At 69.1% G+C, this 25,397-nt stretch carries 24 protein-coding genes; 10 read left to right on the top strand and 14 right to left on the bottom strand.

Annotated elements, in window-relative coordinates:
- Positions 1-34 precede the first annotated feature (34 nt).
- The 3 genes from ACIBI9_RS29495 to ACIBI9_RS29485 form a co-directional block, all read right to left on the bottom strand.
- Positions 35-1,249 (bottom strand): cation:proton antiporter, encoded by a 1,215-nt coding sequence (locus tag ACIBI9_RS29495; RefSeq protein WP_397226401.1) that lies wholly within the window; start codon positions 1,247-1,249, stop codon positions 35-37.
- A 118-nt stretch (positions 1,250-1,367) separates the two neighbouring features.
- Entirely contained in the window at positions 1,368-1,853 is a 486-nt protein-coding gene (locus ACIBI9_RS29490) for a cupin domain-containing protein (protein WP_397226399.1), read from the bottom strand.
- A gap of 208 nt (positions 1,854-2,061) precedes the next feature.
- Positions 2,062-3,342 carry an MFS transporter gene (locus ACIBI9_RS29485; RefSeq protein WP_397226397.1) on the bottom strand — a complete coding sequence of 427 codons (1,281 nt, stop codon included), beginning with the start codon at positions 3,340-3,342 and terminating at the stop codon, positions 2,062-2,064.
- Between the two features lie 55 nt (positions 3,343-3,397).
- Here ACIBI9_RS29485 and ACIBI9_RS29480 point away from each other — a divergent pair, with 55 nt between their 5' ends.
- A complete protein-coding gene (locus ACIBI9_RS29480) occupies positions 3,398-4,408 on the top strand; it encodes a DUF5937 family protein (protein WP_397226395.1) in 1,011 nt (336 codons plus the stop codon).
- A gap of 185 nt (positions 4,409-4,593) precedes the next feature.
- Here the strand turns inward: ACIBI9_RS29480 and ACIBI9_RS29475 are convergent, their stop codons facing one another.
- The 4 genes from ACIBI9_RS29475 to ACIBI9_RS29460 all read right to left on the bottom strand — a co-directional run bounded on the left by ACIBI9_RS29475 (position 4,594) and on the right by ACIBI9_RS29460 (position 9,753).
- On the bottom strand, positions 4,594-5,517 hold the full coding sequence (locus tag ACIBI9_RS29475; RefSeq protein ID WP_397226393.1) for an NADP-dependent oxidoreductase: 924 nt from the start codon (positions 5,515-5,517) through the stop codon (positions 4,594-4,596).
- 256 nt (positions 5,518-5,773) lie between these two features.
- The gene (gene asnB, locus ACIBI9_RS29470) at positions 5,774-7,588 is read right to left on the bottom strand and encodes an asparagine synthase (glutamine-hydrolyzing) (protein ID WP_397226391.1); all 1,815 of its coding nucleotides are present in this window, start codon (positions 7,586-7,588) and stop codon (positions 5,774-5,776) included.
- A gap of 599 nt (positions 7,589-8,187) precedes the next feature.
- Positions 8,188-9,348 (bottom strand): TolB family protein, encoded by a 1,161-nt coding sequence (locus ACIBI9_RS29465; protein WP_397226389.1) that lies wholly within the window; start codon positions 9,346-9,348, stop codon positions 8,188-8,190.
- Positions 9,349-9,453: 105 nt separating this feature from the next.
- On the bottom strand, positions 9,454-9,753 hold the full coding sequence (locus ACIBI9_RS29460) for a hypothetical protein (protein ID WP_397226387.1): 300 nt from the start codon (positions 9,751-9,753) through the stop codon (positions 9,454-9,456).
- A 460-nt stretch (positions 9,754-10,213) separates the two neighbouring features.
- On the opposite strand from ACIBI9_RS29460, the gene ACIBI9_RS29455 reads away from it, so the two are divergent.
- From ACIBI9_RS29455 to ACIBI9_RS29445, 3 genes are all read left to right on the top strand, one after another.
- The gene (locus ACIBI9_RS29455) at positions 10,214-10,858 is read left to right on the top strand and encodes a CAP domain-containing protein (RefSeq protein WP_397226385.1); all 645 of its coding nucleotides are present in this window, start codon (positions 10,214-10,216) and stop codon (positions 10,856-10,858) included.
- 566 nt (positions 10,859-11,424) lie between these two features.
- Positions 11,425-12,387, top strand: a complete 963-nt coding sequence (locus ACIBI9_RS29450) for an ankyrin repeat domain-containing protein (protein ID WP_397226384.1) — start codon at positions 11,425-11,427, stop codon at positions 12,385-12,387.
- A gap of 366 nt (positions 12,388-12,753) precedes the next feature.
- Entirely contained in the window at positions 12,754-13,269 is a 516-nt protein-coding gene (locus tag ACIBI9_RS29445; protein ID WP_397226382.1) for an AAA family ATPase, read from the top strand.
- Positions 13,270-13,460: 191 nt separating this feature from the next.
- Here ACIBI9_RS29445 and ACIBI9_RS29440 read toward each other — a convergent pair whose 3' ends face one another.
- From ACIBI9_RS29440 to ACIBI9_RS29425, 4 genes are all read right to left on the bottom strand, one after another.
- A complete protein-coding gene (locus ACIBI9_RS29440; protein WP_397226380.1) occupies positions 13,461-13,676 on the bottom strand; it encodes a hypothetical protein in 216 nt (71 codons plus the stop codon).
- A gap of 164 nt (positions 13,677-13,840) precedes the next feature.
- On the bottom strand, positions 13,841-15,073 hold the full coding sequence (locus tag ACIBI9_RS29435; protein WP_397226378.1) for an RNA polymerase sigma factor: 1,233 nt from the start codon (positions 15,071-15,073) through the stop codon (positions 13,841-13,843).
- The gene (locus ACIBI9_RS29430; RefSeq protein WP_397226376.1) at positions 15,070-15,393 is read right to left on the bottom strand and encodes a YciI family protein; all 324 of its coding nucleotides are present in this window, start codon (positions 15,391-15,393) and stop codon (positions 15,070-15,072) included. The genes ACIBI9_RS29435 and ACIBI9_RS29430 overlap by 4 nt, the downstream gene beginning before the upstream one ends.
- A gap of 51 nt (positions 15,394-15,444) precedes the next feature.
- Entirely contained in the window at positions 15,445-16,065 is a 621-nt protein-coding gene (locus ACIBI9_RS29425; RefSeq protein WP_397226374.1) for a dihydrofolate reductase family protein, read from the bottom strand.
- Positions 16,066-17,508: 1,443 nt separating this feature from the next.
- Between ACIBI9_RS29425 and ACIBI9_RS29420 the strand changes: the two genes are divergently transcribed.
- Together ACIBI9_RS29420 and ACIBI9_RS29415 are read left to right on the top strand one after the other, a co-directional pair.
- Positions 17,509-18,021, top strand: coding sequence for an NUDIX hydrolase (locus ACIBI9_RS29420; protein ID WP_397226372.1), 513 nt, complete (start codon positions 17,509-17,511; stop codon positions 18,019-18,021).
- A 219-nt stretch (positions 18,022-18,240) separates the two neighbouring features.
- Positions 18,241-18,450, top strand: coding sequence for a hypothetical protein (locus tag ACIBI9_RS29415; RefSeq protein ID WP_397226370.1), 210 nt, complete (start codon positions 18,241-18,243; stop codon positions 18,448-18,450).
- 432 nt (positions 18,451-18,882) lie between these two features.
- Here ACIBI9_RS29415 and ACIBI9_RS29410 read toward each other — a convergent pair whose 3' ends face one another.
- Positions 18,883-19,701 (bottom strand): patatin-like phospholipase family protein, encoded by an 819-nt coding sequence (locus ACIBI9_RS29410; RefSeq protein WP_397226368.1) that lies wholly within the window; start codon positions 19,699-19,701, stop codon positions 18,883-18,885.
- Positions 19,702-20,267: 566 nt separating this feature from the next.
- Between ACIBI9_RS29410 and ACIBI9_RS29405 the strand changes: the two genes are divergently transcribed.
- The 4 genes from ACIBI9_RS29405 (at position 20,268) to ACIBI9_RS29390 (ending at position 24,611) form a co-directional block, all read left to right on the top strand.
- Positions 20,268-21,722: an aminopeptidase P family protein gene (locus ACIBI9_RS29405; protein ID WP_397226366.1), complete on the top strand. Its 1,455-nt coding sequence runs from the start codon at positions 20,268-20,270 to the stop codon at positions 21,720-21,722.
- 43 nt (positions 21,723-21,765) lie between these two features.
- Positions 21,766-22,950, top strand: a complete 1,185-nt coding sequence (locus ACIBI9_RS29400; protein WP_397226364.1) for an aminotransferase class V-fold PLP-dependent enzyme — start codon at positions 21,766-21,768, stop codon at positions 22,948-22,950.
- A 16-nt stretch (positions 22,951-22,966) separates the two neighbouring features.
- Positions 22,967-23,404, top strand: a complete 438-nt coding sequence (locus ACIBI9_RS29395) for a hypothetical protein (RefSeq protein WP_397226362.1) — start codon at positions 22,967-22,969, stop codon at positions 23,402-23,404.
- A 430-nt stretch (positions 23,405-23,834) separates the two neighbouring features.
- Positions 23,835-24,611: a maleylpyruvate isomerase family mycothiol-dependent enzyme gene (locus ACIBI9_RS29390; RefSeq protein ID WP_397226360.1), complete on the top strand. Its 777-nt coding sequence runs from the start codon at positions 23,835-23,837 to the stop codon at positions 24,609-24,611.
- Here the strand turns inward: ACIBI9_RS29390 and ACIBI9_RS29385 are convergent.
- Both ACIBI9_RS29385 and ACIBI9_RS29380 read right to left on the bottom strand, forming a co-directional pair.
- Positions 24,601-24,915, bottom strand: a complete 315-nt coding sequence (locus tag ACIBI9_RS29385; protein WP_397226358.1) for a hypothetical protein — start codon at positions 24,913-24,915, stop codon at positions 24,601-24,603. The two genes, ACIBI9_RS29390 and ACIBI9_RS29385, sit on opposite strands and share 11 nt — an antisense overlap.
- Positions 24,912-25,289, bottom strand: a complete 378-nt coding sequence (locus tag ACIBI9_RS29380) for a pentapeptide repeat-containing protein (RefSeq protein ID WP_397226357.1) — start codon at positions 25,287-25,289, stop codon at positions 24,912-24,914. Before ACIBI9_RS29380 ends, ACIBI9_RS29385 begins: the two co-directional genes overlap by 4 nt.
- Between the last annotated feature and the right edge of the window lie 108 nt (positions 25,290-25,397).

Below are 25,397 nucleotides of genomic sequence, written 5' to 3'. Positions count from 1 at the left end.
AGGGGCGTGGATGGATGGTGTGCCGACGATGCGATTATCCGGGGTGGCCGTAAGAACCGCGGCGCCGCCGGCGTGGGTGGTCGGAACGGCTCAGCAACCGCAACGCCATCAAGGGGAACACCACCACCGACAGGAGGCCCGCTGCCACCAGCGCGGCGGCGTTCTCCGGACGGATGGCGTCCAGCTTCAGGCCGATCGTCGCCGCGGCCACGATCACCGGCAGCGATGTGGCCTGCAGGAGTCCGCTGGCCATGACCTCCGCGCGCGAGAGACCGGCAGCGCGGTAGGCCAGTGCCGGAAGTCCGCGAACCAGGAGAAGCGCGGCCAGGAACATCGGCACCAGCGACACCGTCCCGGCATCGGCGAACAGGGCGCCGAGATCGAACTGGATGCCGCTCGTCACGAAGAACACCGGGATGAGGAATCCGTAGCCCAACCCCTCGAGCTTGATGTGAAACTGCGGGTGGGACCGTTCCGCGTCGGGGTCGATCAACCGGAGCACGGCTCCCGCGACGAAGGCACCGAGGATGGCCTCGAACCCGAGATGCAAGGCCATCGCAGACAGCCCGACGACGAGGAACATCGACAGGCGGACCCGGACCTGCGCACTTGTGTCCGCCAGCATCTCCACGGCTCGGGACAGCCACATGGAGCGCCCCGCCTGCATCGACGCCAGCACAATGAGCACCGCCAGCCCGATAAGGCTGAGGAGCAGCAGCAGCCGGGATCCGGGGCCCGACGAATGCTCGGAGAAGAACAGCGACAGCAGCACCACAGCGCTGATCTCACCGGCCGAGGCTCCGCCGATGGTGACCTGCCCGACCGGCCGGTCGATCGCGCCGGCGTCCTTCAAGATGGGAACCAGCAATCCAAGTGACGTGGCCACCAAAGCGGTGCCGATCAGCAGTGGGCTCTCGACCAGCCCCGCTGCGTACAGGAACAAGCCGACGATCGCGGCCAGCGCGACCGTGGCGACGAGGCCGACGCCGACCAGCCGTGCCTGCGGCCCGCGCAGTTGCCGGATGTCGATCTCAAGTCCGGCCAGGAACAGGAGGAAGCCCAGACCGATGATCGACAATGATTGGACGACGGTGTCCGCCGCCACCACGTTCAACACTGCCGGGCCGAGGACGACACCGGCCACGATCTCGAGGACCGGGCCGGGTACGGGTAGGCGGGGCACCGCGGCGAGGAGGAACGGGACGCCGGCGGCTACCGCCAGCACGATCAGCAGGTTGTCGTACGACATCGGATACTCCGGTGCTCGCGCGGCGGGCCGCACACGCTGAGCGGTGCCGCATCCTGATGTCATCGTGGTCTGCTCAGCGCGGTCGTCCGCTTGGGCCGGTGGTTGTGCAACCGATGGACTACCCTGGCGGGTCCTCGATCTTGATCTTGTCTCCTGTGTTGGAGATGAAGATGACCAGCAGCTTCGCCGGTTTCGTCTGGCTGGTGTTCTCCGTGAGCACATGGTGGGCACCCGGAGGCTCGACCCAGTGCTCACCCTCATGGAAGGTTCCCACCGGCTCGCCACTGATCTGGCTACGGAAGGTGCCTCCAAGCACGTAGGCGTACACAAAACTGTCGCCGTGCCGATGCGGCACCGCACGTGAACCTGGCGGGAAGTCTACGATCGCCGAGGTGAACGTCTTGCCTTTGACGTTGGGAAGCGCCTGTTGCAACAGAATCGAGAGCGTCTCGGTCGGCGGTTGCGTAACCGTGACGGCAACCGGCACCTCGGCCGCACCCTGCACCTTGCCGGTCGCATGCTCTGCTACGGGAGCACATGCGGCGGTGGCAGTGGCCACCATGCCGGCAGCCAGAATGCCGCCGGCGAACCGTCGTCGGATCATGACGTCTCTCCTATCCCGCCCGCTTACCTCGGCGTGGCCAGGCGGAGTGGAATCGCTCGAGTACGCTGCCCAAGCGATTCGATGCCTATCGAGGGCGAATTCAAGCCTTGGCGATGGTCTGTTCAGGCGCAGGTCGAGCCGCCCGAGGAGCGCGCCGCGACGAGCGTCCTGGCGTCCAGCTCCCGCCGGATGATCCCAGCATCCCGTCTCAGCACGCCTTCGCGCTCGCACCAACCGGTCCGGGTGCGTCTGGGACGGACGTGGCCCTGGGGCGATGCCTTCGGGCGACTGCCGCGGCGCCGGTGCCGCCGGCGACGAACAGCGCGGCCAGCGCGAGCCAGCCCACGGTTTCGTGTTCGATGGCTGTGGCGGTGACGAGCACCGGTGAGACCATGGCGGCGATCGCGTAGCCGGTCTGGCTGAGGCCCTGGTAGGCACCCGCGTTGCGCTGGTCGGCCAGTTCGAAGGCCATGCCCCAGCCGCCCGCCTCGCCCAGGATCTCGCCGAAGGCGTGGGCGAGCCCCGCCAGGAGAAGCAGGACACAGGCAGTGATCACGTTTCCGTAGCCCGCCAGCGCGTACAGCCCGCACGCGAGCGCAAGCAGCCACGACGCGCGCCGGACGGCGATCCCGGCGCGACGCACGTCGTGGACGCCACGCGAGACACGCACCTGGAATACGGCCACGACCACGGTGTTGAGGACGAGCAGCACAGACACGATGGCGGTGGGGGCGTCGGTGGAGGCGACCCAGAGAGGGACGCCGACGGTCAGCAGGCCGAACTGCACGGCCACGACGGCGTTGCACGCCACGCTCGCCAGATACGTGCGGTCCTTGAGCGGTGACGGTCCCCCCGCGGGGGTGTCGGCCGCCTGGCCTTCCGCCGAGGCGACCATCCGGGCCGGAAGCTCCGGCACCTGGGACCCGAGCCGTGCCAGCGGCACCGCGGCCGCCAGCAGCAGGACTCCGGAGGCGATCATCGCGGCCTGGTACGCCACGGCGGTGCCCGTCAGGAGCGCCGCGGCGGCGGCCAGGGTGCCCAGGCCGATGAAGACGTTCGTGACCACGCGCATCCGCGCCCGGACCACTACCCGTTCCGGGCCGGTGTACCACCGTGCCAGCATCGCCTGCTTCGACGTACCGCTCGCCGAGCGCATCACCACGGCCAGGCAGGCGACCAGGGTGAACACGACGGCATCCGAAGCGAGCGTGTAGGCGAGCATCGCCAGGCCGTTGAGGGCCGTCGCCACCGTCATGACGCGATGCGCGCCGACCCGGTCGGCGAGCCGCCCCGACGCGTACGAGGCCAGCACCCCGGCGCCGCCCGCGATGCCCAGCCCCAGGCCCACCTTCGTCGCACCGAGTCCGATGACAAGCGTGAAGTACAGCGTGCTGACGGCGTAGAAGACGCCGCTGGACAGCGCGAACGCCATCGTGCTGAGAGTCAGCGAGCGGCCGACACGGTCCTCGGGGAAGAAGGTTCGGATCACGCCCCGTTTCTCTCGCACCCGGGGCAGGCAAACCAATGATGTAGCGTATGGCTACATGTTCGCTGTTCGGAGCGGTGGGGTCATCGCGTACGAGCTCGCGGGGATGGACGTCGCCGACGTGCGCTTCGCCGCCTCACCGATCAACGAGCTCACACTGTCACTGCGCACGTTCCGGGACCCCGGACGCTATCCCGTGCACCTGCCCTGGCTGCGGCGTACGGAGCACGTTCGATCCCGGCTCGACCTGCCCCTGCTGCACGCCCTCACGAACGACGCGCTGTGGTCGCCCGACTATCTGACACCCCGGCCGCACGCTCCCCTCACCCGCATCGACGACGAACTCGCCGCCGTCGCGCGCGTGCCCCTGGAACGCATGCTCGACGACCTGCGCGCCCTCCATCCCGGGCGGCTGCCCGCACCGTTGCGGGGCGACCCGGCAACCGTTCGCGCGCGCATCGCGGAGGCGCTGCGGACCTACTGGCGCACCTGCTTCGCGCCGTGGTGGCCGCGGATGCGGACGGTCCTGCAGGCCGACATCATCTACCGCGGACAGGTCATCTCCGCGCACGGTCTGGCGGCGATGTTCGCCGACCTCAACGAGCGGGTCCACCTGTACGAGGGCGTCGTACGCGTTCGCCTGGTCAGCAACGCCGGCTACCGCCGGTCCACCGGCGGAGAAGGGCTCACCCTGGTGCCGACGCTCTTCAGCAGGGGCGTGACCGCCCCGATCTCACCGGAAGAGCCGCCTCTGATCATGTACGGCACGCGCGGCGCCGGAACGCTCTGGCAGGCGGAGTCCCGCCGTTCCCCCGCGGCGCTCACCGAACTACTCGGCGCGACGCGCGCGGGCCTGCTCACGACGCTGGTGACGCCGGCGTCGTCGACAGAGCTCGCCGGCCGCCTCGGCGTCACCACCTCGGCCGTCAACCAGCATCTGCGAGCTCTGCGCGACGTCGGCCTGCTCACCAGCGCACGCCACGGCCGCTCGGTCCTGTATCTGCGTTCGGAGCTCGGCGACGCCCTCATCGCGGGTGGGGCCGCGGAAGACTCCGAAAACGCGCGGTGACACAAGCCGCCACGCCGAAGGCGCTGCGCCTCACCGTGGCCCACGATGAGGATCGCGCGATCGGTGACCACGAAGGTCTCCACCGGCACGGTGAGGATCCCCGCTATCACGAGCCGATACCCCGTGGCCGGCAGCTGAACCGGCCCGGAGGTTCCACGGAAATCGGCGGCCGCGCACGTAGCCGGCTATCCGCCTGCCGCGACCCGGATGATCGTCTTGCCGGGGGCGCGCCGGCCGGCCGCGAACGCCGAGGGCGCCTCGGCGAGCGGCAGCACGGCCCCGACGATCGGGCGGAGCCGTCCGTCCCGGAGCCGCTGGGCCAGGTCCGCGAGCCGGGCGCGATCGGGTTCGACGACGAAGAAGATCGCCTGCCCGTCTCGGGGCCGAACCGTGGGTGGCGAGGCGATGGAGACGAGCGTGCCGCCGGCGCGTACCAGCGCGGCCGAGCGGTCCAGGAGGTCACCGCCGATCACGTCGAACACCACGTCGACCTCACCGGCATCTTCCAGGGGATCGGCCTGCAGGTCCAGGAAGGCATCCACGCCGAGCTCGAGTGCCGTGTCCCTGGCGGCGGCCCTGCCGGTGCCGATCACTCGGGCTCCCGCCTCGCGCGCGAGCTGCACCGCGATGGAACCCACACCGCCCGCGGCGCCGTGGATCAGGACGGTCTGACCGGCAGCGAGGCGGCCGTGGTCGAACAGTCCCTGCCACGCGGTCAGCCCCGAGATCGGCAGTGCGGCGGCCACGGTGTGGTCGACGTCGGCCGGCAGCGGCGCGAGGTTGCGGGCCTCCACCGCCACGTACTCGGCCAGCGAGCCGTTGCGTGCCCAGTCAGTCAGCCCGAACACCCGCTGACCGACGGTCAGGCCGGTGGTTCCGTACCCCAACTCGGCGACGACACCCGACACCTCATGCCCGGGCACACTCGGCGTCCGGTCGCGGCCCGCGCGATCGGACCATGTTCCGGGCCAGTCGAGCTCTCCGGGGGTGAACCCTGCGGCATGCACCCGGACGACGACGTCGTTCTCGGCGGCGTGCGGGTATGGCTCTTCCGTCAGGGAAAGCCCGGCCAGACCGGCGGCGCGGTCTCGAACGGTGATGGCTTGCATGACGGGTCCTCGCGAGCGGTGAAATATCGGACAGGACGAACGTACCCGCCTGCGCCGGGGTCAGATACGTTCGAACTCACTGCGGCGAGTCGCTGATGGCGCTGCCGAACCAGACTCCTATGGTCGACATCGGGCGTTTCGCTCGAGTCGTCGTCATCCGGAACCGCGTGTGTTGTTTCCTCCATGCCCAGGTCATGACTACGGCTCACAGCGTGACCGGCAGATGATCGCTGGATGTCATCCGCCCCGTCTGCCCCTATAGATCCAGGCGGACCCCGTAGGCGGTCAGCCAGACGTTCAGGTCCAGTGCCAGCTCCAGGCCGAACCGGGTCATCGTGGTGGTCACCTTCTCGGCCGGGGCCGTGACCGCCTCACGGACGGCCGCCCGGTCGAGCAGCGGCAGTACCGGGGCCTCCTTGTCACTGGCGACCTCGCGCAGCGCCGCGCGGAGCGCCTGCTCGTAGCCCAGGTCCTGGGTCACCGGGTACGGGGCCTTGACGCGGCGCAGGATCGGCTCGGGCAACAGGTCGGCCCCGGCCGCGCGCAGCAGGCTCTTCTCCCTGCCGTCGAACGTCTTCATGGACCACGGGGTGTTGAAGACGTACTCGACCAGGCGGTGGTCGCAGAACGGCACCCGCACCTCCAGCCCGACGGCCATGCTCATCCGGTCCTTGCGGTCGAGCAGGAAGGGCAGGAAGCGGGTCAGGTGCAGGTAGCAGATCTCGCGCATGCGCCGCTCGCGGTCGTCCTGCCCGTCCACGTGGGGCACCTCGCCCAGCGCCGTACGGTAGCCGTCGGCCGTGTAGGCGTCCATGTCGAGCCGCTGTTTCAGCGACGTGTCCAGGATGTCGGTCGGCTGATGCTCGCGCATCACCATGGCCAGCCACGGGAAGGTGTCGGCCTGGACCGCCTGCGGCAGGTGGAACCAGGCGTACCCGCCGAACACCTCGTCGGCGGACTCACCCGACAACGCCACCGTGGAGTGTTCGCGGATCGCGCGGAACAGCATGTAGAGCGATGAGTTCATGTCGCCGACGAAGTGGGGCACGTCCCAGGCGCGTACGACGGCGGCGCGCAGCCTCGGGTCGGCCAGCTCGTCCGGCCCGAGGACGATGTCGGTGTGGTCGGAGCCGACGTGCTCGGCCAGCATCCGCACGAACGGCGCGTCCGGGTCGCCGCGCAGCTCGTCGGCCTGGAAGTTCTCCGCGTAACCCGCGTAGTCCACGGCGAACGAGCGGATCCGCCCGTGCTTGCTGGCCAGCGCGGTGACGATGCTGGAGTCAAGGCCGCCGGACAGCAGGCTGCAGAGCGGGACATCGGAGACGAGCTGCCTGCTGACGATGTCTTCGAGCAGCTCACGCACCGTGCGTACGGTGGTGTCGAGGTCGTCGGTGTGCTCGCGGGCGTCCAGCGCCCAGTAGCGGCGCAGCCGGGTGCCCTGTCTGCTGACGCGCAGCAGGTGGCCCGGAGGCAGTTCGTACATGCCCTTGTAGACGGGCCGTTGCCGGAGGCTGGCCAGGCTGAGGAGCTGGCGCAGACCGTCGAGGTCCACCACGGGCGGGGCCAGCGGATTGGCCAGGATCGCCTTGGGCTCCGAGCCGAACAGCACGCCGTTGGGGAGGGGGTAGTAGTAGAGGGGCTTGATGCCCATACGGTCGCGGATCAGGAGGAGTTCCTGGGTGCGCTCGTCCCACAGAGCGAAGGCGTACATGCCGTTGAGCCGGTCGGCGACGGCCTCGCCCCACTCCAGGTAGCCGTGCAGCACGACCTCGGTGTCACTCCGGGTGCGGAAGCGGTGGCCTTTGGCGGCCAGTTCGGCGCGCAGCTCACCGAAGTTGTAGACCTCGCCGCTGTAGGTGATGACGGCCAGTCCCTCTGCCGTCATGGGCATGTGGCCGCCTTCGATGTCGATGACGGCCAGCCTGCGGTTGCCGAGCGCGGCGCGCGGGCCGAGGTGGAGGCCCTGGTCGTCGGGGCCCCGGCAGCTCATGGTCTCGGTCATGGCGAGGGCGGTGGCGCGCTCGTCGGTCAGGTCGCGGTCGAAGTCCACCCATCCTGCGATGCCGCACATGCGCGGGTCCTCTCAGATGATGTCATGGTGCTCCCTGGCGTCGGCCTGACAGCTTGCCTGACGCCCTCGCAACATAACCGCGCAGGGCGGGTCGGTCCATAGGCGATCAGCGGGCCGAAGGCGGTCTGCGCGGCTGAGCAATATCCCTTGAGTCTTCGTATGGCTGCGTGACGCTGGTTTTCCGGCGTTCCGGGGGGCGTGACAGTACGGTGCTGGCCCGCCGTACCCGAAAGGTCCGGCTTCGCGGTTCGGTCTGTGGTGCAGGGTTCTTGCGTCACGATGGCCGGGCGCCGTCTGTGACGTCGAGTGAACGTGGCGTGGTAGAGCCCTTCCCCTGCGCGCACAAGATCGCTGCTACGCGAGCGCGGACCACGACGAGGCGGCCTTCCTCACCATGAACTGCCCGTACGGCCGACCGTCCGCGGTCCATTGCCCCGGGCCGAACGAGGCCGGCGCATGCGTGACGACCTGAGCCCGCCGGCGCCATACAGCTGGGCACGCTGCTGCACCTCGCCGCCGGAATGAGCGCGCCCCTTCAGGACTACATCGACCGGCGCGCGGCCGAGCTCGCGGAGCCTGGCGAGCGTTTCAGCCGGTGGTCACCATGCTGCGCGCGGCGAGTCGCCCTCATTCGGACGCTCGGCGACGCTGAGCCGCACCGAGGTGACCGTGCCGTCGGCGAGGTCGATCTGGTAGGCGCGCCACTGGTGCACGTACAAAAGGTGCTCGCCGGTCCCGTCGACGCTGAAGCGCAGGCTCAGCGAGGCGCCGGGCGGCAACTCCGGCCGGGCCAGGACCTGCGCCGGCCCGCCCGTCACGGGGACGCGTTCGACGCCGTGCCCGGACGCGTAGATCAGCGCGCTGCCGTCGGGGGTGTGGGCGAGCGACTCGATCGGTGTGGCGCCCGTGGCGTTCTTGATGATCTGGTAGGCAGTGCTGTCCGGGTCGGCGCTCAGGCGGGCGAGGTCGAGCGAGGCGATGGCCCGGCCACCCAGTACGAAGGCGAGCGAGCGGCCGTCCGGGGCCCAGGACAGGCTGCTCAGCATTGGGTGCGACACCGCCTTCCAGTCTCGGCGCCGGCCGGTGGCGACGTCGAGCACGGAAATCTTGGCGCCGCCTCCGATGAGCGGCGTGGCGTAGGCCAGCCGGCTGCCGTCGGCGCTGAGGGCGAGGTCGTAAACGAGAGTGAGGTCGTCGGGGTCGGTCTGGGTGACGACAACCGGTTTCCCGGGCCGCCCGTCCTCGCCGAGGCGTACCAGGAAGAAGCGAATGTGGGGGTTCTTCGGCTCAGTCCAGCCGGCGATGGCGAATGTCCGGTTGTCCCGAGCGGCTGCCACGAGGTGCCAGGAACTTCCGACGCCGGGCGGCAGCGGGATGTTCGCGATGAACGACCCGGTCTCGGCGTTGTGCACGGCGGGCGGTACCGGGGTGAAGACAGCAGTCTTGGACTTGCCGGGGAAGTGGGCGAGCGGCGTGCGCGCGGAGACGAAGAACCGCGGCGGGCCCGTCGCAGTCAGGGGTGCTCCGGTCGCCATGGGCTCGGCCAAGGAGGTCGCCATCGGGAACGGGTGCCGTACGGGACCCGAGGACTCCATGGGCGAGGACGGCGGCGGGACCACCGTGAGAGACGGCAGTGGCGGGGACGCCGGGGGCTGGGACGCGCTGACGAGCGACACCCGGCCGGCGGCCGGATCGGCGCATCCGGCGGCCAGGACGGCCAGGGCTAAGCCTGCCAGCGCGGCGGACGGACGGGACGGCATGCAGCGATCATCGTACGGAGCGGCCTTCCTTGACCAGCACGGGACATGATCAGTTGAGCACCATGAGGGAATCGCAGCGCCGTACGGACGGAGGCGGCGGGGAAGTCATCGCTGCTGCGGGCGGGGGCCGCTCGGCCCGTCAGGCGGAGGATCCGCTGTCCCCTTCATGTCCGCGTAGCAGCCGAAGTCGCTGGTGAGGGTGTTCCTGGCCAGGGTCCGGCCGAGCGCGAGCAGCACGACCGCGCTCCAGATGACCGCCCGTGGCCATGGCACTCGCTGCTCCGGGCGGGTCCGTAGGAGAGCGACGACGGCGATCGCCTGGCAGGCCAATATGGAGCCGAACTGCGGGCCGAAGCCGCCGGTTCCAGAGACCACGAGGGTCGACACGGTGACCACCAGCGCCACGGCCGCGGCGATCGCGCCGACCTTGGGAAGCCATCGCGGCAGCCCAGAGCGCGAGGAACGCCAGCAGGACCGGCAGGTAGTCGGTGACGTAGCCGTAGGCCACCCCGATCGCGAGCTCCAGCGGATCCGGTTGTGGCGGCTCGTGGCCGAACCAGCCGAAGCTGCGGAGCATCAGGATGGATAAGAAGGTCGGCGCGGTGGCCGCCAGGATGGCCAGGAGACGGAACATCGGCAGCCTCTCGCGCGAAGTTGATCGGCGGAGAGCGTACCGAACCGCTACGACAAGATGATCTCGTCAGCCAGGAGTGGCGATACTCGTACAGATCCCGGCCTGTGCCCGGCCCCGAAGGGGGCGCGCCTGGCCGAGCGGTCTCACAGTCGCACAGCGCAGCGGCGACCATCCTCCTTTTGAGTAGGCCTTACTCATGCGGCACCGCGCGGTGCAAAGCACAGTCGAGACATGAGAGCCTTCCTCGCAGCGGCGCTGCTGGCCACCGGGCTGGCGGCCACCGCCGCGCCCGCCCACGCACAGCGGGCCGACTGCGCCTTCGCCGACAACCCCGTCCGCACCGAACCCTGGTTCAAGAAGCACAAACCCGAGCTGACCGAAGGCCAGCGCAAGGCGGCGATCGTCCTCATGGAGGGCTTCGCGTCCAACGCCATCCGCTGCCTGGTCAACGCCGAGCGCGCCCGCATCGGCGTCGCGCCCCTGGAGGACAGCTACCGCCTGTACAAGGCGGCCGACGAGCACGTGCAGGCGGCCAGGCTGCTCAAGTGGTGGATCGACCGGCCGGAGGACCCGAAGAACAAGCAGTGGCACATCAACCCGGTCACGCACTCCGACGTCGGCGTCCGGGTCAGGGCGGCCGGCTACTGCCCGACCGGCACCTGGCAGGTCAAGGAGAACGTCTTCTCGGGCTGGGACGGCACCGCCACGCCGCGCGCGGCCGTCCGCTGGTGGATGAACAGCGACGAGCACCGAGCCGCCATTCTCGACCCGGCCATGAAGCAGACCGGCGTCTCGGTCAGGTACGGCAAGGCTCGCCCGCGCCTGTTCACCGACGTGGCCATGCTCACGACAGAGGTGTTCGGCTCCTGTCGTTGAGGTTGGGCACCAGGCTGGCGTTCGCCTGCACGCACAGCGCCAGGGCCTCGGTAGCCGCCTGATTCATCGTACGTTCCAGGCCACCTGCTGCCACGGCCCGACCGCCCCCGCGCCTCGACGCCATCGACGCCCGCCGCGGCACCTGGCCCCAGGAGGTCACAGCCATGGCATGCGTGGTCGCGGTCGCCGCAATCTCCAGCCTGCGCAACGCCGTTCTGCGCCGTGGACGAGCTCTCCAGCCGACGGCATCCGGGTGCGCGTGGGAAGACAGCAAGGGGATCCGGCCGCTGGCTGGTAGGGGCGAGTCCCCGGTGGTCAAGGGGCCGGCCTTCGGGTCGTGCCTCACTGGGTTGCCGTCGCGTTGTTCGTTTCTGCCAGAGTTTCCAAGCCTTCAAGCCCGGCCAGGCCGCCTGGAGAAGCGGTACGGCTCACGGAGGCGCCGGCTCTTCTTCTGGGACCTGTACGTCAGCCCGCCAGCCAGAGGGCTTGCCCCAAGCCCGCGCCGCATCGAATTCTGTCGGTCCCGTACGCCAAGATCAGTTACCCGACCCACGATGAGGAGCGCCATGGGTGACGAAAGCGGATGGCTCGGGATCGGCTGGAACGCCTGGGCGGAGCCTGAGCTGATCCGTGCACGGCTCGACGCCGGCGCCGACCCGAATGCCCGCGTGGATCACCTCCGGACCCCGCTGCACGCCGCGGCCGAGTGGGGCTCACCCGAGGTGATCGCCGAGCTGGCCGGACGCGTCGACGACGTCGACACCGAATTCGAAGGTCGCACCGCGTTGTGGACGGCCGTCTTCGCCGACCGCCCCCACAACGTCCAGGCCCTGCTCTCGGCCGGGGCTGACCCGTGGCGTCCCATGATGAACGGCTGGTCACCGGGTCGTCTCGCCCAGGCCGGGCCCACCCCCGGCCTCTTCTCCCCGCCCTCACCGGAGCTCGGCCTGTCGGAAGCCGAGGCGGCCGCCGTGGCCGAGGCCAGACGCCTGATCGCCGCGCTCGGCAGCCTCTACTACGAAGGCTTGAGCCTGGCCTGCGTGGCCGGCATCACCGCCGCGGAGGCGACCCGGCGCCTCGAAGCCACCCACGCCGACGAGGACGACCTCGAACTCATCGAGGACGACCCGTGGTCCGACTTCGACCGCTGCCTCACCATCGTCGGCATCACCGACGTGCCGGGCGGCTGCGTCATCTCCCAGCCGTGGGGCTACGGCGCCTCCACCCCCGGCGTCATGAAGCGCGTCTCGCCCGGCACCGTCTGCTATGCCATGTACGCCAACGCCAAGAGCGGCAACCAGGGACGCGTCACCCGCGACGGCGCCTTCACCGCCTGGGACACCCACCCGGGCGGCGGTTATGTCGCCTGCGACGAACCCTCCGACGAAATCCTCGCCACCTACCTCTACCGCGGCCACGCCCTCGCCTACTGCTGCGCCGGCGCGGGCCTCCGCCTCACCGACCCCCGCCCGATCATCGGCCCACCCGACACGTGGCTACGCCTCCCCGACCGCGACTACTGGTCCTGACGCGTTGCGGGGCCGAACGAAGCGGTGTCGACCCGACGCAACATGGTGTGCCAAATGGTTCGAAGATCGCATCTGTCTTGCAGGATCCGCGTTTCGCTGCCGAAATCCGAACTTCTCTGTCAGTTGGTTGTCGGATTCGACATGCCGAGCGGACCGGTAGGTCAGGCTCGTCATCCTTCGGGCGGGGTGCTTGCCCGCGCCGTCGTGTGTAAGCGGTCCTCCAGGTGGAAGGACAGGTCCTTCCCGGCGCACGGACGGTTCAGCAGCGCGGACATGCCGCACTGCGGCCTGGAAGATCTCCGGCTGACGCAAATGTGCTGCGGAAAGCGGTGGCGATGGTGATCACGCGGCGACTACAGTGCCTCGGTGCGAGCGGTGATGTTGGGCGGCGCTCCTGGCGTCGGCAAGACGACAGTGGCCAGGAGACTCCTGGACCTGGTACAGGCCGGGCAGCAACTGGTCCAGTGGCTCGACGTCGACAGCCTGTGGCAGCACCAGCCCTGGCGCGTCGATGAGCGGATGACGACCATGGTGCGGGCGAATCTGCGTGCCGTGGCCGAGCACGCCGCAACGGCCGAAGTGGACATCCTCGTGATCACCTGGGTGTTCCAGTCCACAGAGATGCACCGACTGGTCGCCGGACTGCTTCCATCCGGTACGCCGGCCATTTCCGTTCAACTGCACGCCAGCCGTGAGACATGGCACCAACGCTTCGAGTCGGACCCTGAGCGTCCGGGCCTGACCGACTTCTACAGGAGCAGGTACACACAGGCCCAAACAACCATGGTGGATCACGTAGTTGACACCGACGACCTCACCCCATTCGAGGTGGCTCGGCGCGTGGCCGAAGTGACCGGAGTCCTCCAACCCGGACCTCCTTAACTCAAGGTCGCAGCCGGATCGGCATGACGAGAGGATTCGGGTCGAGGAGCCCAAGAACAGCCGGTTGGCGCTGAGAATGATCCGGCGCGAAGTATGACGTCCGGCTTCGGGCGCGTGATCGCCCTAACTGGAGGTTTCTGGCCCGTGGATGATGCGGTGGATGGTGGAGCATCCGACGCTGTACCCGGTGGTCAGGTCGGCCAGGGACACCTCGCCCTCGGCGTATCGACGGCGGATGGAGCGCCTGGCGGGTGCGGGCAGTTTGTCACGATGAAGTCCCATACGGCGGCGAGGGCCTGGTCGAGGCTGGCGCGGTTGCGGCGGGTGGTGCCGGAGAAGCCGCAGTCGATGTAGATCCGGTCTTCGGGGACTTCGAGGGTCAGGAGTTGCTCGGTCTGGATGATCACGTCTTTTTCGTCGGTCCCGCAGCGGGCGTAGCCGACACGGCTCCCGTTTACGGCTCCAAGTGTTTCGGATAACCCCCATCATCTGTCTCGGCTGGCGAGTGTTCCGGTGGGGGTCGCTTTATGGAACACCACCGGACCTCCCGTGCGAGATGCGTCCGTGGGCGCTACCGCAGTTGGTCGCGGCGGCGGGTCAGGGAGGCGGTCTCGGCGGTGTTGCCCGCCAGGTCGATGGCTTTGTCGTAGGCTGCGCGCGCCTCATGACTGCGGCCCAGCCGGCGCAGCAGGTCGGCGCGGGTGGCGTGGTAGGCGTGATAGCCGGCCAACCTGGGCTCAAGACGGTCCACGGCCGCCAGTGCCACCTCCGGGCCGTCGAGCTCGGCGACCGCGATGGCCCTGTTGAGGGCGATGATCGGCGAGGAGTCGAGGCGGACGAGCTGGTCGTAGAGGGCGAGGACCTGCGACCAGTCGGTGTCGTGCATGTCGCGGGCGGAGGTGTGCACGGCGTTGATCGCCGCGAGAATCTGGTAACGCCCTGGAGCCACCCCGGAGGCCAGGCGCTCGCGTACCAACTGGTGACCCTCGGCGATCAGCGCCGCGTCCCAGGCCCCGCGGTCCTGCTCGTCGAGAGCGACCAGTTCGCCGCCGGCCGAGACCCGGGCGGGGCGGCGGGCCTCGATGAGCAGCATCAGCGCCAGCAGCCCGGCCACCTCACCGTCGTCGGGCAGGAGGGCGCGGATCAGGCGAGTGAGCCGGATCGCCTCGGCGGTCAGCTCGTGCCGTACGGGATCGGTGTCGGGGCCGGTGGCCAGGTAGCCCTCGTTGAAGACGAGGTAGAGGACGGCGAGGACGCCGGAGACGCGTGCCGGCAGATCGTCGGCGGACGGCACGCGGTAGGGGATGCGAGCCGCCTTGATCTTGGCCTTCGCGCGGGTGATCCGCTGCCCCATGGCGCTCTCGGCCACCAGGAAGGCACGGGCGATCTCGGGCACGGTCAGACCGCCGACCATGCGCAGCGTCAACGCCAGGCGGGCTTCCATCGCCAGCGCCGGGTGGCAGCAGGTGAAGATCAGCCGGAGCCGGTCGTCGTCGATGGCGCCCAGCGGCTCGGGTGGGGTGTTGTCGTGCAGCATCTGAGCCTCCTTGTGCTTGTCGTCGCGTTTGTTCTCGCGCCGGATCCGGTCGATGGCCTTGCGGTTGGCGGTGGTGGTCAGCCAGGCGCCCGGGTTGGGGGGCAGGCCGTCGGCCGGCCACCGTTCGACGGCGGTCGTGAACGCCTCGGCGGCCGCCTCCTCGGCGATGTCGAGGTCACCGAAGCGCCTGGTCAGGGAGGCGACCACCCGCGCCCACTCCTCATGGTGCGCCCGGGTGACCGCCTCACGGATGTCGATCCTGCTCACAGGAACGGCCGCACCTCGACTTTCCGATTGCAGGCCTTCGACCCCTCGGCGGCGAGCTTGAGCGCCGCGTCGAGGTCGGCTGCCTCGATGATCCAGAAGCCGGCGAGGTACTCCTTGGACTCCAGGAAGGGCCCGTCGGTGACCATCGCCTCCCCACCCCGGTTGTCGATGACGGTGGCCGTGTTGGGCGAGGCGAGGCCGCCGGCGAAGACCCAGTGGCCCTCGGCCTGGAGCCGGTCGTTGAACACGTCGATCGCAGCGTCCTCGTCCGGGGTGGCGAGGCCGGCCTGGTCGTGGATCACGGAAACCAGGTACTGCATCTGAACATCCTCCTGTGGTGTCAAGACAGTGTGGTGTACCGGTCAGGGACTTCAAGGCGTTGCATACTGCGGGCGTCCGGCCGGCCGGTAGACCTGGATCGTCACGCCCTTGGAGTCGACTCGCGACTCGATCGGCTCGAGCGCAAGATCCGGGCCGGCCTCCGGGAACAACCGCGCGCCCTGGCCGAGAACCACGGGAACGACAATCAGCGTCATCTCGTCGACCAGATCGTTCTCCAGCAGCCACCGGGTCAGGGTGCCACTTCCGTGCACCTGCAGCTCACCTCCCGGCTTGGCTTTCAGGTCCGCGATGGCGGTCGCGAGGTCGTCGGACAGGACGGTGGTGCCCGACCACGCCGGATCGGCGAGGGTGGTCGATGCCACGTACTTGGGCCGTGTGTTCAACGCCCGCACGACGGGCTCCCAGCCGGGGACATCCTGGGCCGTCCAGGATCCCCACGAGCCGGCGAACAGCTCGTAGGTCCGCCGGCCGAGCAGGAACGCGTCGGCGCGCTGGTAGGTCTGGTTGATGAACGCGTGGGTCTCGTTGTCGCCCTTGCCCAGGGCCCATCCGCCGCGCTCGAATCCGTTCCTGCGGTCCTCATCCGACGCGCCGCCGTTTCCCTGCATCACTCCATCGATGGTGACCTGAGTCATGGTCGTCAGCTTCATGATCGCGCTTCCTTCGCCTTGACGCCGCCCCTCGTGGGCGCCCTCACCCCTGCTACGAACACCACCGCCTCGATCCGACACCGCCTCCCGGACTTCTTTGAAGAACTTTCCGGGACGCCGGTGTCGCGGCGACTGCGCTCCACCTCCTCAAGCGCGCCCAGCTGCATCGTCGTCGGCGCCCGCCACCCCAGATACTCGGCCGCCAGCCGAAGATGTTCCGCCGACGCCCGTACGAGCGGATCGTGGCCGGATCAACGTCGAGCTGCTCAGCCGGGCGCACCACCGCCGCCTGCGACGCTGAAGCCACCTCATCCGGCACGAACCCAGCCACGGCAACGGCACACCGCGACCGCCAACCCCAACCGATCCGCCGGGGCCAGGGTGAAGAACCGGAACAAGTCCTCCCGGCCGATCTCCGGGAACCGCTGCAGCGCCTCCAGCTCTTCATACGTGAACACCGGAGCAACCGCCCGGCAACTTCCACCAGAACCCCAAGATCCCCTGGTCAGAAGCCTACCCAGCCATATCCGCCCGACTTTTCCCGAGTACTACGGGGACCGCGCCGTGCCCCGGTCCCTTGGCCCGGCGACCGGCCGGGATCTGCCTGCACGCACCGCTGGAGCGGCTCGTCTCACGCTGGGTGCATCTCCTCAAAAGGACAGGATCGCGCAGCCAGGCCGGGCACGACAGACGTCTCGCCGGCTCCCTCGTTGGCGCCGGGCCTGGCAGGGGCGTGTGACATTCCGGTCAGGCGGGTGCGTCATCAGCCCTCGATCACGGGTGTGCCGGCTGGACGTAGCGGTTGGCCGCGTTCTCACCCCGGTGAGCGCGAATGAAGAGCGGCACCAACCAGCCGGACCAGCCCCGCATCACCCTGACCCGTGTCAACAGGGCACTGCTGCAACACGACTCAATGGCTGGCCGACGTGCCTTACGTGCCAGACGAGATCATCTCGCTCTGACCTGCGGAGGGAGGTCAACAACCCCGGATAACAATTGTTCGTCGGTGGAGCCGGTTCAGGTGCGGATCGTGGCGGACCCGTCTCACGCTGGAAGCGGGCCCACCACCTCGGTCATCTGTGGATTGCGCGGCGCGGGCAGCCCCGTCCTGCCACAGGGCGAGTGAGCAGGCTGGTCAGCCAACTGGGCAGGGCGATGATCGGCAGGTCGCGGTCGATGGTGTAGGCGTGGCCGTCAACGACGGAACCGGGGCCCACGAGGTGCTCGATGCCGGGTCCGAGCGGCGCTCGCGGGTCGCGACCGCTGGTCGATCCGATGAAGGGCCGCCCGGCGCGACCGCGAAGTACACGTGCAGGCCCCGCGCCTTATCGGCGGTTCGCGTTGCGGAGCGACCTCTTCCTGCTGGTCGGAATGTTCATGAGATCGCCGTGACGTACTTTCGATGTCAGTGCGTCACCGTATCTTGGCCGGATGGTTCGGAACGTGGTCGACAAGCGGGTTCTCGAGGCGGCAGTCATCGATGCCGGGCGGGCTGTGGCCGAGTTCGACGAGGCTCGCCAGTGGCTGGCCGTTGCTCAGCAAGGACCGATGGGGCCGCTCGCAGCCGAGGCCTGGGTCTTTGACGAGGGTCTCGCCCAGCTCCTGTTGGTCAAGCATCGTTGGCGAGGCTGGGTTCCGCCAGGCGGGAAAGTCGAGTTCGGAGAGACGCCGCGTGAGGGTGCGGCCCGGGAACTCTTCGAGGAGACCGGTCTTCGAGTGGAACTGCTGGACGAGCCGGCAGCGGTTGCAGTTCGCTCCTACCACCCAGACCTCTCTGCCACTCTCGGGCTGTCGTATGCCGCGGTTGTCGATGCGGTAACTCCGTTCGTCGCGGAGCCCGGGCAGCCCGTGGCCTGGATGCGTTTGGATGAGGACTGGGAGAGCTGCTTTCCCGAGGACGTCACACGCATCCGTCAGCACGCGGCGTGGCTGGCCCGTTGGAGGAGCCGTCATTGAGGGGTTGGTGACTCCGCGGCGGGCGAGTTCGCGCCGGAGGTCGAGGTCGGGGTGGCGAGCCATTCTGCCACCCCGACCGTCGCGCCTCTTGGTCAGCATCGGGAGTGTGGCCGTCGAAGAAGGGGGCACTGGCAGGGCCGCGGGGTCGTGCTTGGCGGTGATGCGGGCGGAGGTCTCGTCGCCGAGGCAGATGTAGCGGCCGAGGTTGGCCAGGTGCTGATGGCGGCTCTTGGCCTGCAGTTCTGGCGCGGTGCGGCCGGCGGCGGCCAGGTGGGTCAGCGCGCTGTGGCGCAGCCGGCGCGGCGTCCGGCCTTGGCCGTGCGGGTCGAGGCCGGCGGAGGCGGTCTGAACAGGTACGCGGTGCGCGGGTACGACAACCGGCCGCGGCCGGTGGTCGGGCAGATGTGGGCGGCCCCTGGCCATCCGTGAGCGAATCGACCGCCGCGCACGCCAATCAGGTGGTGTCCGGAGGGCAGCTCCTGCTGAGCGGGACGTCCTGGAACCCTCCGGTCTCGAAGACGCCGTCATCTCGAACAGTCAGCCCATCCCCGAAACGGCCGCCGTTGTCCTCACCCGATGGCTCCCGCAGACTGCTCTGAGGAGCTGGTGCGCGCGGGAACGCCGACAGCGCAGGCGGCCCGGACGCTGGCCGAGCGGTTCGGCGTGTCCGTCCGGCAGGCACACCGTTATCCGGGGCTGGATCAAGTAGGCCGGAAAGGGGAGACGGGCAGCGCCGGTCGGTGAAGTCCAGGGAGGCGTGGCTCAGTAGCGCTTGGACTTGGGCGACATCGGCGCCGCCTTGGCGCAGGCGGCGCAGGCGGCGCAGGCGGCGCAGGACGGGACGGGGCCAGCCGTTCGCGGTCAGGTGACGGGAGCCGCGTCCCAGACGGGCCGCAGGAGCACGGCGACCTGCGGGGCCTGTCGGACTCCGGCGCGGTAGGCGGGCGTCCACGCCTCCCGGTTGCCGAGATCGGGGCCGAACGCCGCCAACGCCTCGGCATCCGGGCCGATGCGCACGTCCTGGAGTTCGCTCGCCGGGGAACGGTCGGCCATCGGCTCGATGAAAACGCGGGTCACGGCGGTGGCGGCAAGGTCGGCGTTCACGCCGTTGCGCAGAGCGCCGTCCATGTAGCGGCGGCCGTTGACAGTGATCGGAGCGACCGTTCCGGGAAACGCGGAGCTCGACGCCACGGCCTCGACCAGGGTCGCCTCGCCGTCGCGGTCCCATACCTTCGGTTCGCCGGTCTCGACATCCACGGCGGTGATCAGCAAGGGGCGGTCGGGCCACGTCTCGGTCTCGACCAGGAAGGAGATCCCGGCCAGGTGTCCGTCCTCGGACGGGGCCTCGGCAGTGAGCGCGATACGCCCGGCCCGGCGGCGTCTGTCGTCCGGGTCCAGGGTCGGGTCGCCCAGCGTGGCGAACGCCTGTCCCATCGCAGCCAGGTCCGGCGGCCCGGAACGTCCGGCGCGCGCGGGCAACACCTCCACATCGGCCAGGGCCCGGCCGGTGGTGAGCATGGCTGCGGCGATCGCTCCGGCCGAGGTACCCACGATGAGATCGGCATCGGCGAGGTCGATGCCCGCGTGGCGCAGCCCTGCGGTGAGGCCCGCCAGCCACGCCGTGCCGACAGGTCCACCGGCACCGAGAACCAGCGCTTTCCCGTACTGAGGAGAGGTCATGCCGTCATCCTGCTTCCTCAACCATGCTTGAGGTCAACGCGTCAGGCGGCTCGGTCGTGCGGAGCGAGGGCCGAGGCAGGACAGGCCGAGCGCGCATTGCCTGGCGGAGATGACGATACCAACGTCGTCGGGACGGCCCGAGATCTTGAACATGATGCCGTGGTACGCCTCGACAAGGAAACCTCCGCCCGCATCACCGCCGAACACGACCCCGCGGCACGGCGCCGCACACGCCGAGTACTCACCCACCGCACCCCTCACTACGCCTCGCCCCGGCGTGCAGCGGCCGGGGCCTCTTCCACGCGCATGCCCGTCGCGCCCGCCGCGCGCCGCCGCTGACCTGCGGCTTGCCTCTTCCGGCTTACTTGGCCTGCCTCCCTCGCACCCCACCGAATTTCACGCCCGCACGGATATCAGAACTTTCGCCACGATCCCGACTGTCGCCTGGGTCCGGTCCTCCTCGGAGGCCAACTTGATGCCTGTCTTTAGCTATTGCGAATAGCTTGCAATAGTACATACTGCTGATCGCGGCTCACGGAGGTGGGTACGCAGGAGCGGAGGTATTGATGTCGGACCAAGGAGTGAGCCGGTTCGCGACCGCGCGTACGGCCTCGCACGACCCTGACTTCCCGCAGAAGCTGCTGGAGTTCATGCGAGCCGGGTGGCTGGACCATCCGATCGAGGTACGGCCCCACCCCGCGGCGCCCCACCATGGGCGACGCCGCGACGCGCTGTCTGACGCCTTCCCCGGGGAAACGCTCGTCATCCCCACCGGGCCGGCCAAGGTACGCGCCAACGACACGCTCTACCCCTTTCGCCCGGGAAGCGACTTCGCCTACCTCACCGGCGATCACGATCCGGACGGCGTACTGATCCTGCGGCCGAGCGGCGACGGCCACGACGCCCTCCTGTACACCAGGCAGCGCTCCTCGCGGGAGACTGATGAGTTCTTCCGTGACAGGGACGGCGAGCTGTGGGCCGGCCGCCGTCGTACTCTGGCGGAGAAAACGGCCGAACTGGGCATCGACACGGCCCCGCTCGCTGACCTCGACACCGCCCTGGCCCGCTGCGCGCCCGGCCGGACCCGCGTGCTGCGCGGCCTGGACCCCCGGGTCGATGCGGCCGTGCACACCACCGGCACCCGCGACCGCGAGCTCGCAGCGGCGATTTCCGAACTGAAGCTCGTCAAAGACGAGTGGGAGATCGCCCAGTTGCAGGACGCGATCGACGCCACCGTCCGCGGCTTCGAAGACGTCGCCCGCGCGGTGCCGGCCGACCGCGGCGTGTCCGAGCGCCTCATCGAAGGCGTCTTCGGCCTGCGCGCCCGCCACGATGGCAACGACGTCGGATACGGCTCGATCGTCTGCGCCGGCCCGCACGCCACGATCTTGTGCTGGAAGCGCAACGACGGCCTCACCGTGCCCGGCCAGTTGCTGCTGATGGACATGGGTGTGGAGAACAACCACCTCTACACCGCCGACGTGACCCGCACCCTGCCCGTCTCGGGCACCTTCTCCCCGCTCCAGCGCGAGGTCTATGACATCGTCTACGCCTCTCAGCAGGCCGGTATGGAGGCCGTCAAACCGGGCGTGAGGTTCGCCGACGTCCACCTCACCTGCATGCGTGTGCTCGCCGAGGGCCTGGTGGAGCTGGGCGTGCTGCGGGTGAGTGCCGATGAGGCGATGGATCCCGCCTCCATGCTCTACCGGCGCTGGACGCTGCACAGCTTCGGTCACATGCTCGGCATCGACGTGCACGACTGCGCGGCGGCCCGCCCGGACCGCTATCGCGAGGGCGAACTCAGCGAGGGCAACGTGCTGACCGTCGAACCGGGGTTGTACTTCCAGCCTGAGGACGACCTGGTTCCGGCCGAGCTCCGTGGGGTCGGCATCCGGCTGGAGGACGACGTACTCGTCACTGCCGAGGGCGCGGTCAACCTATCTGCCGGCCTGCCACGGCGGGCCGAGGAGGTGGAGGCCTGGCTCGCCGCCCAGCGGGACGCAGGCCCGCGCCTGCCCTGAACCCCGCCGCCACCTCCCATGACGAACGCGAACAGGAATGCCCATGCCGATACCAGTGGACGTGGCCCGCGCCCGCCACGACACCCCCGGGTGCTCCGGGGTCGTGCATCTCAACAACGCCGGCGCGGCACTTGCTCCGGCTCCGGTGCTCGACGCCGTCATCGATCACCTTCAGCTGGAGGCGCGGCTCGGCGGCTACGAGGCCGCCGCGGCCGCCGCCCCGAAGGTGGACGCCGTCTATGAGTCGATCGCCCGCTTGATCGGTTGCCGGCCGCACGAGGTCGCCGTGGTCGAAAACGCCACCCGCGCCTGGGACATGGCCTTCTACGCGATGCGCTTCGGACCCGGCGACCGTATCCTGACCTCCCGCGCCGAGTACGCCAGCAACGTCATCGCTTTCCTCCAGGTCGCCCGCCGTACCGGCGCCCACATCGAGGTGGTCGACGACGACGAGCACGGCCAGCTGTCGGTCAAGGACCTGGAGCGGCGCCTGGACGACGACGTCAAGCTCGTCGCCGTCACCCACGTCCCCACGCAGAGCGGCCTGGTCAACCCCGCGGCCGAGATCGGCCGGCTGACCCGCGCCGCCGGCGTACCGTTCCTGCTCGATGCCTGCCAGTCCGTCGGGCAACTGCCCGTCAACGTGCAGGAGATCGGCTGCGACATGCTGTCAGCCACCGGCCGCAAGTTCCTGCGCGGGCCGCGCGGCACCGGCTTCCTCTACGTCTCCGGCCGGCTCGTCGAAACGATGGAGCCGCCCTTCCTCGACCTGCACGCCGCCACCTGGACCGACGCACAGACCTACGACATCCGCCCCGACGCGCGCCGGTTCGAAAACTGGGAGACCAACTACGCGGCCAAGATAGGCCTCGGCGTCGCGGTGGACTACGCCCTGGACTGGGGTATCGAAGCGATCGAGGAACGCGTCACCGCTCTGGCCACACGGCTAAGGCACCAGCTCGGCCAGTTGCCCGGATTGACGGTCCAGGACCGAGGCCGGCGCCTGTGCGGAATCGTCACCTTCACCGTCGACGGCGTGCCCGCCGTCGACGTCCACCGCCGTCTCGCCGCGGCAGGCATCAACACCAGCGTCTCAGCGGTCACCTCTGCCCGCTACGACCTGGGCGCACGCAACCTCCCTGCGGTGGTACGGGCATCGGTGCACTACTACAACACCGACGAGGAGATCGACACGCTGTGCGCAACGCTGAGCTCGCGCCGAACCTGACCACGACCGAACCGCGGTGGTGGTGGTGACCGCGATGCCGCTGCTGCCCAGTACTCCGGCGTTCGCGGTCGAGAAGAATCCCGACGGCACGGTCACCGTACGGATCCACGAGCTGGCCAAGTCGAAGGAGCTCGAGAACAAGCTGGCCGAGGCAGGAGTCAAGGCCGTGATCGACTACCTCCCCGATGGCCAGAACTGTCAGCTGGACCGAGGCGAAACCGTTCCCGCACCCGTGGATCCCCTGCAAGACACCGAAGAGGACGGGACGTTCTTGATCGACCCGAAGAGCCTGGAGCCGGATGAGACGCTGGTCATCGTGATGCACTTCAAGCACAACGATCCGAGCAAGGGCTTCGGCGGAGGCGTCGGAATCGTACGCGGACCGGTAGCACCGTGTGTACCGGAACCGATGAACCACGAACGCGGGCCGGATGGTGGAGGGCCCGTGTCGTAGCCCCATGGTTGCGACCGGAGAAGCACAACAGGCGCAACGGGGACGCCACCGGCGAGTCGGCAGTGGGCGAGTCCTTCCGGTCGCTACCCCGGCTCACCGGACGGTGACCAGACCCGCCGCGTTCACGCCTGGTGCCACCGGAGCTGTCTCGCCCGGCGTCGCAGGAGCCCAGCACAGCGAACCTGAACCGCCTTTCGAGACTTGCTTGAGCCGTGTGCCACGAGGAGTGGCACGCACGGGTCTGAGGGGCCTCGGTGCAGCGATGCACCGGGGCTACCCGGCGAGCGGAGGGCCTAATAGGGATGCCGGTTGCTGTCGGATGTCATTCACGACAGTCAAACGTAATCACGGCAGCCCTGTTTTCCGGCATAGTGCCACATATGTGGCCCGCGAACTAGGGGAAGATCACAAAGCACCTGGAGGCGCACCGATGGACACATCCGCGTACTTGAAGGCCGTTGTCGAGCAGACGAGCACCCTTGCCGATTGGGTGCACGGCAGGGATGCGGCGGCCCCGGTGCCGACATGTCCGAAGTGGACGCTGGCCGATCTCGTCGACCATGTCGGCGGGACACAACGTATGGTGACAATGCTCGTGGGTGAGCAGATGACCGAGCCGAGCAGGGCGTACGCCGGGTACGTTCCGGGTCCGACCGATTCGGGCCAGTGGCGCGCCTGGCTGAACGACGGCGCGGCCGAGGCGAGACAGGCGTTCGCGTCGGTCGCCGATGACACGCCGGTGTGGGATCCGTCGGGCGGCGCCGCAGGCGTGCCGTTCTGGTCACGTCGGCTGTTCGGCGAGGCTTGCGTGCATCGCGCGGACGCGGCTGCGGCGCTCGGCATGCGGTACGAGTTGGCGCCGGAGCTTGCCGTTGCGGCCCTCGAGGACTGGCTGGACACGCTGACTTCCCGCGGCTATTGGGAGAACAGGCCGGGCTTCGCCGATGCGATGCGCGGGGACGGTCAGACTCTGCATTTCCACGCAACCGACGCGCCCGGGGAGTGGGTGGCACGCCGGGAACCGGACATGGTCGTGCTGGAGCGCACGCACACCAAGGCGGACGTCGTGGTACGCGGCCCAGCCGCCGAGCTCCTGCTCGTGATCAGCAGGCGTCGTTCACTGGATGCGGCTCCTACGCTGGAATTGCAGGGGGATCGGGCGCTGCTCGACCACTGGATCGAACACATGGACTGGGTCACCGGCTGACAGCCCACGCTTGGATGCTGTCGACCAGCGGCAGCACCGCGCTCACCCGTTCGGCGACCCGGTCGAGGAGCGCGTAGCCGGGCAAGCGCTGGGCGTGCAGGTCGATGTGGTGGAAGGCAACGTGGTTGAGATCGGCGGCGATGAAGTCGTTGTGATCCCTGCCCAGCGCGTCCCGATGTTCGGTCGGGCGGCCCCAGAAGTTGATGTCGCGCACCGGGCCGAGGAAGACACAGTCGACGAACTCGGCCTCGGTGGCGACCGTCTGCCCCCCGCAGGCGAGACCGATCGGAGGTGCACTTCTCAAACCGGACGTTGCCGAAGAAGGTGTGCTCGGCGAAACGGGTGCGGCGGAACACGCAATCGCGGAAGACGGCCTGCGGCCATGCGGGTGCCCTCCCGCGCTTGTCCATCGACGCCGGTGCCGGTGCTGCCCATCGACAGCTCCTCGAAGGCGGCGCCGGAGAAGTCGCATCCGTCGAACTCGCTGCCGTAGGCGAGGAAACGGGGGAACCGCGTCTCGGTGAAGTCCACGTTCACCAACCGCGCCCGGTCGAAGATCGCGTCAGTCACCCCTGGGGGCGGCTGGAGCCGCTGGTCACAGGGCTCTCCGCGGGCGATCCTCGCGCTTCGCCAAGCTTCGTTGCTCGGCTCGAAGGTGAACCGCTCAAACGCGTTCATGCGCGGAGTCTCGCAGTCGGCCCCGACAAGCCTCTCCGCTCACCCGTGTCGGCGGCCATGGTGGACGTCTCCTCGGCACCAATGACCGCCGCGCGCTCTTTTGGCATG

The organism is Nonomuraea sp. NPDC050451, from assembly GCF_044458585.1.
Note: the sequence above shows the minus strand (reverse complement) of the source record. Positions and strands in the feature narration are given on the sequence as shown.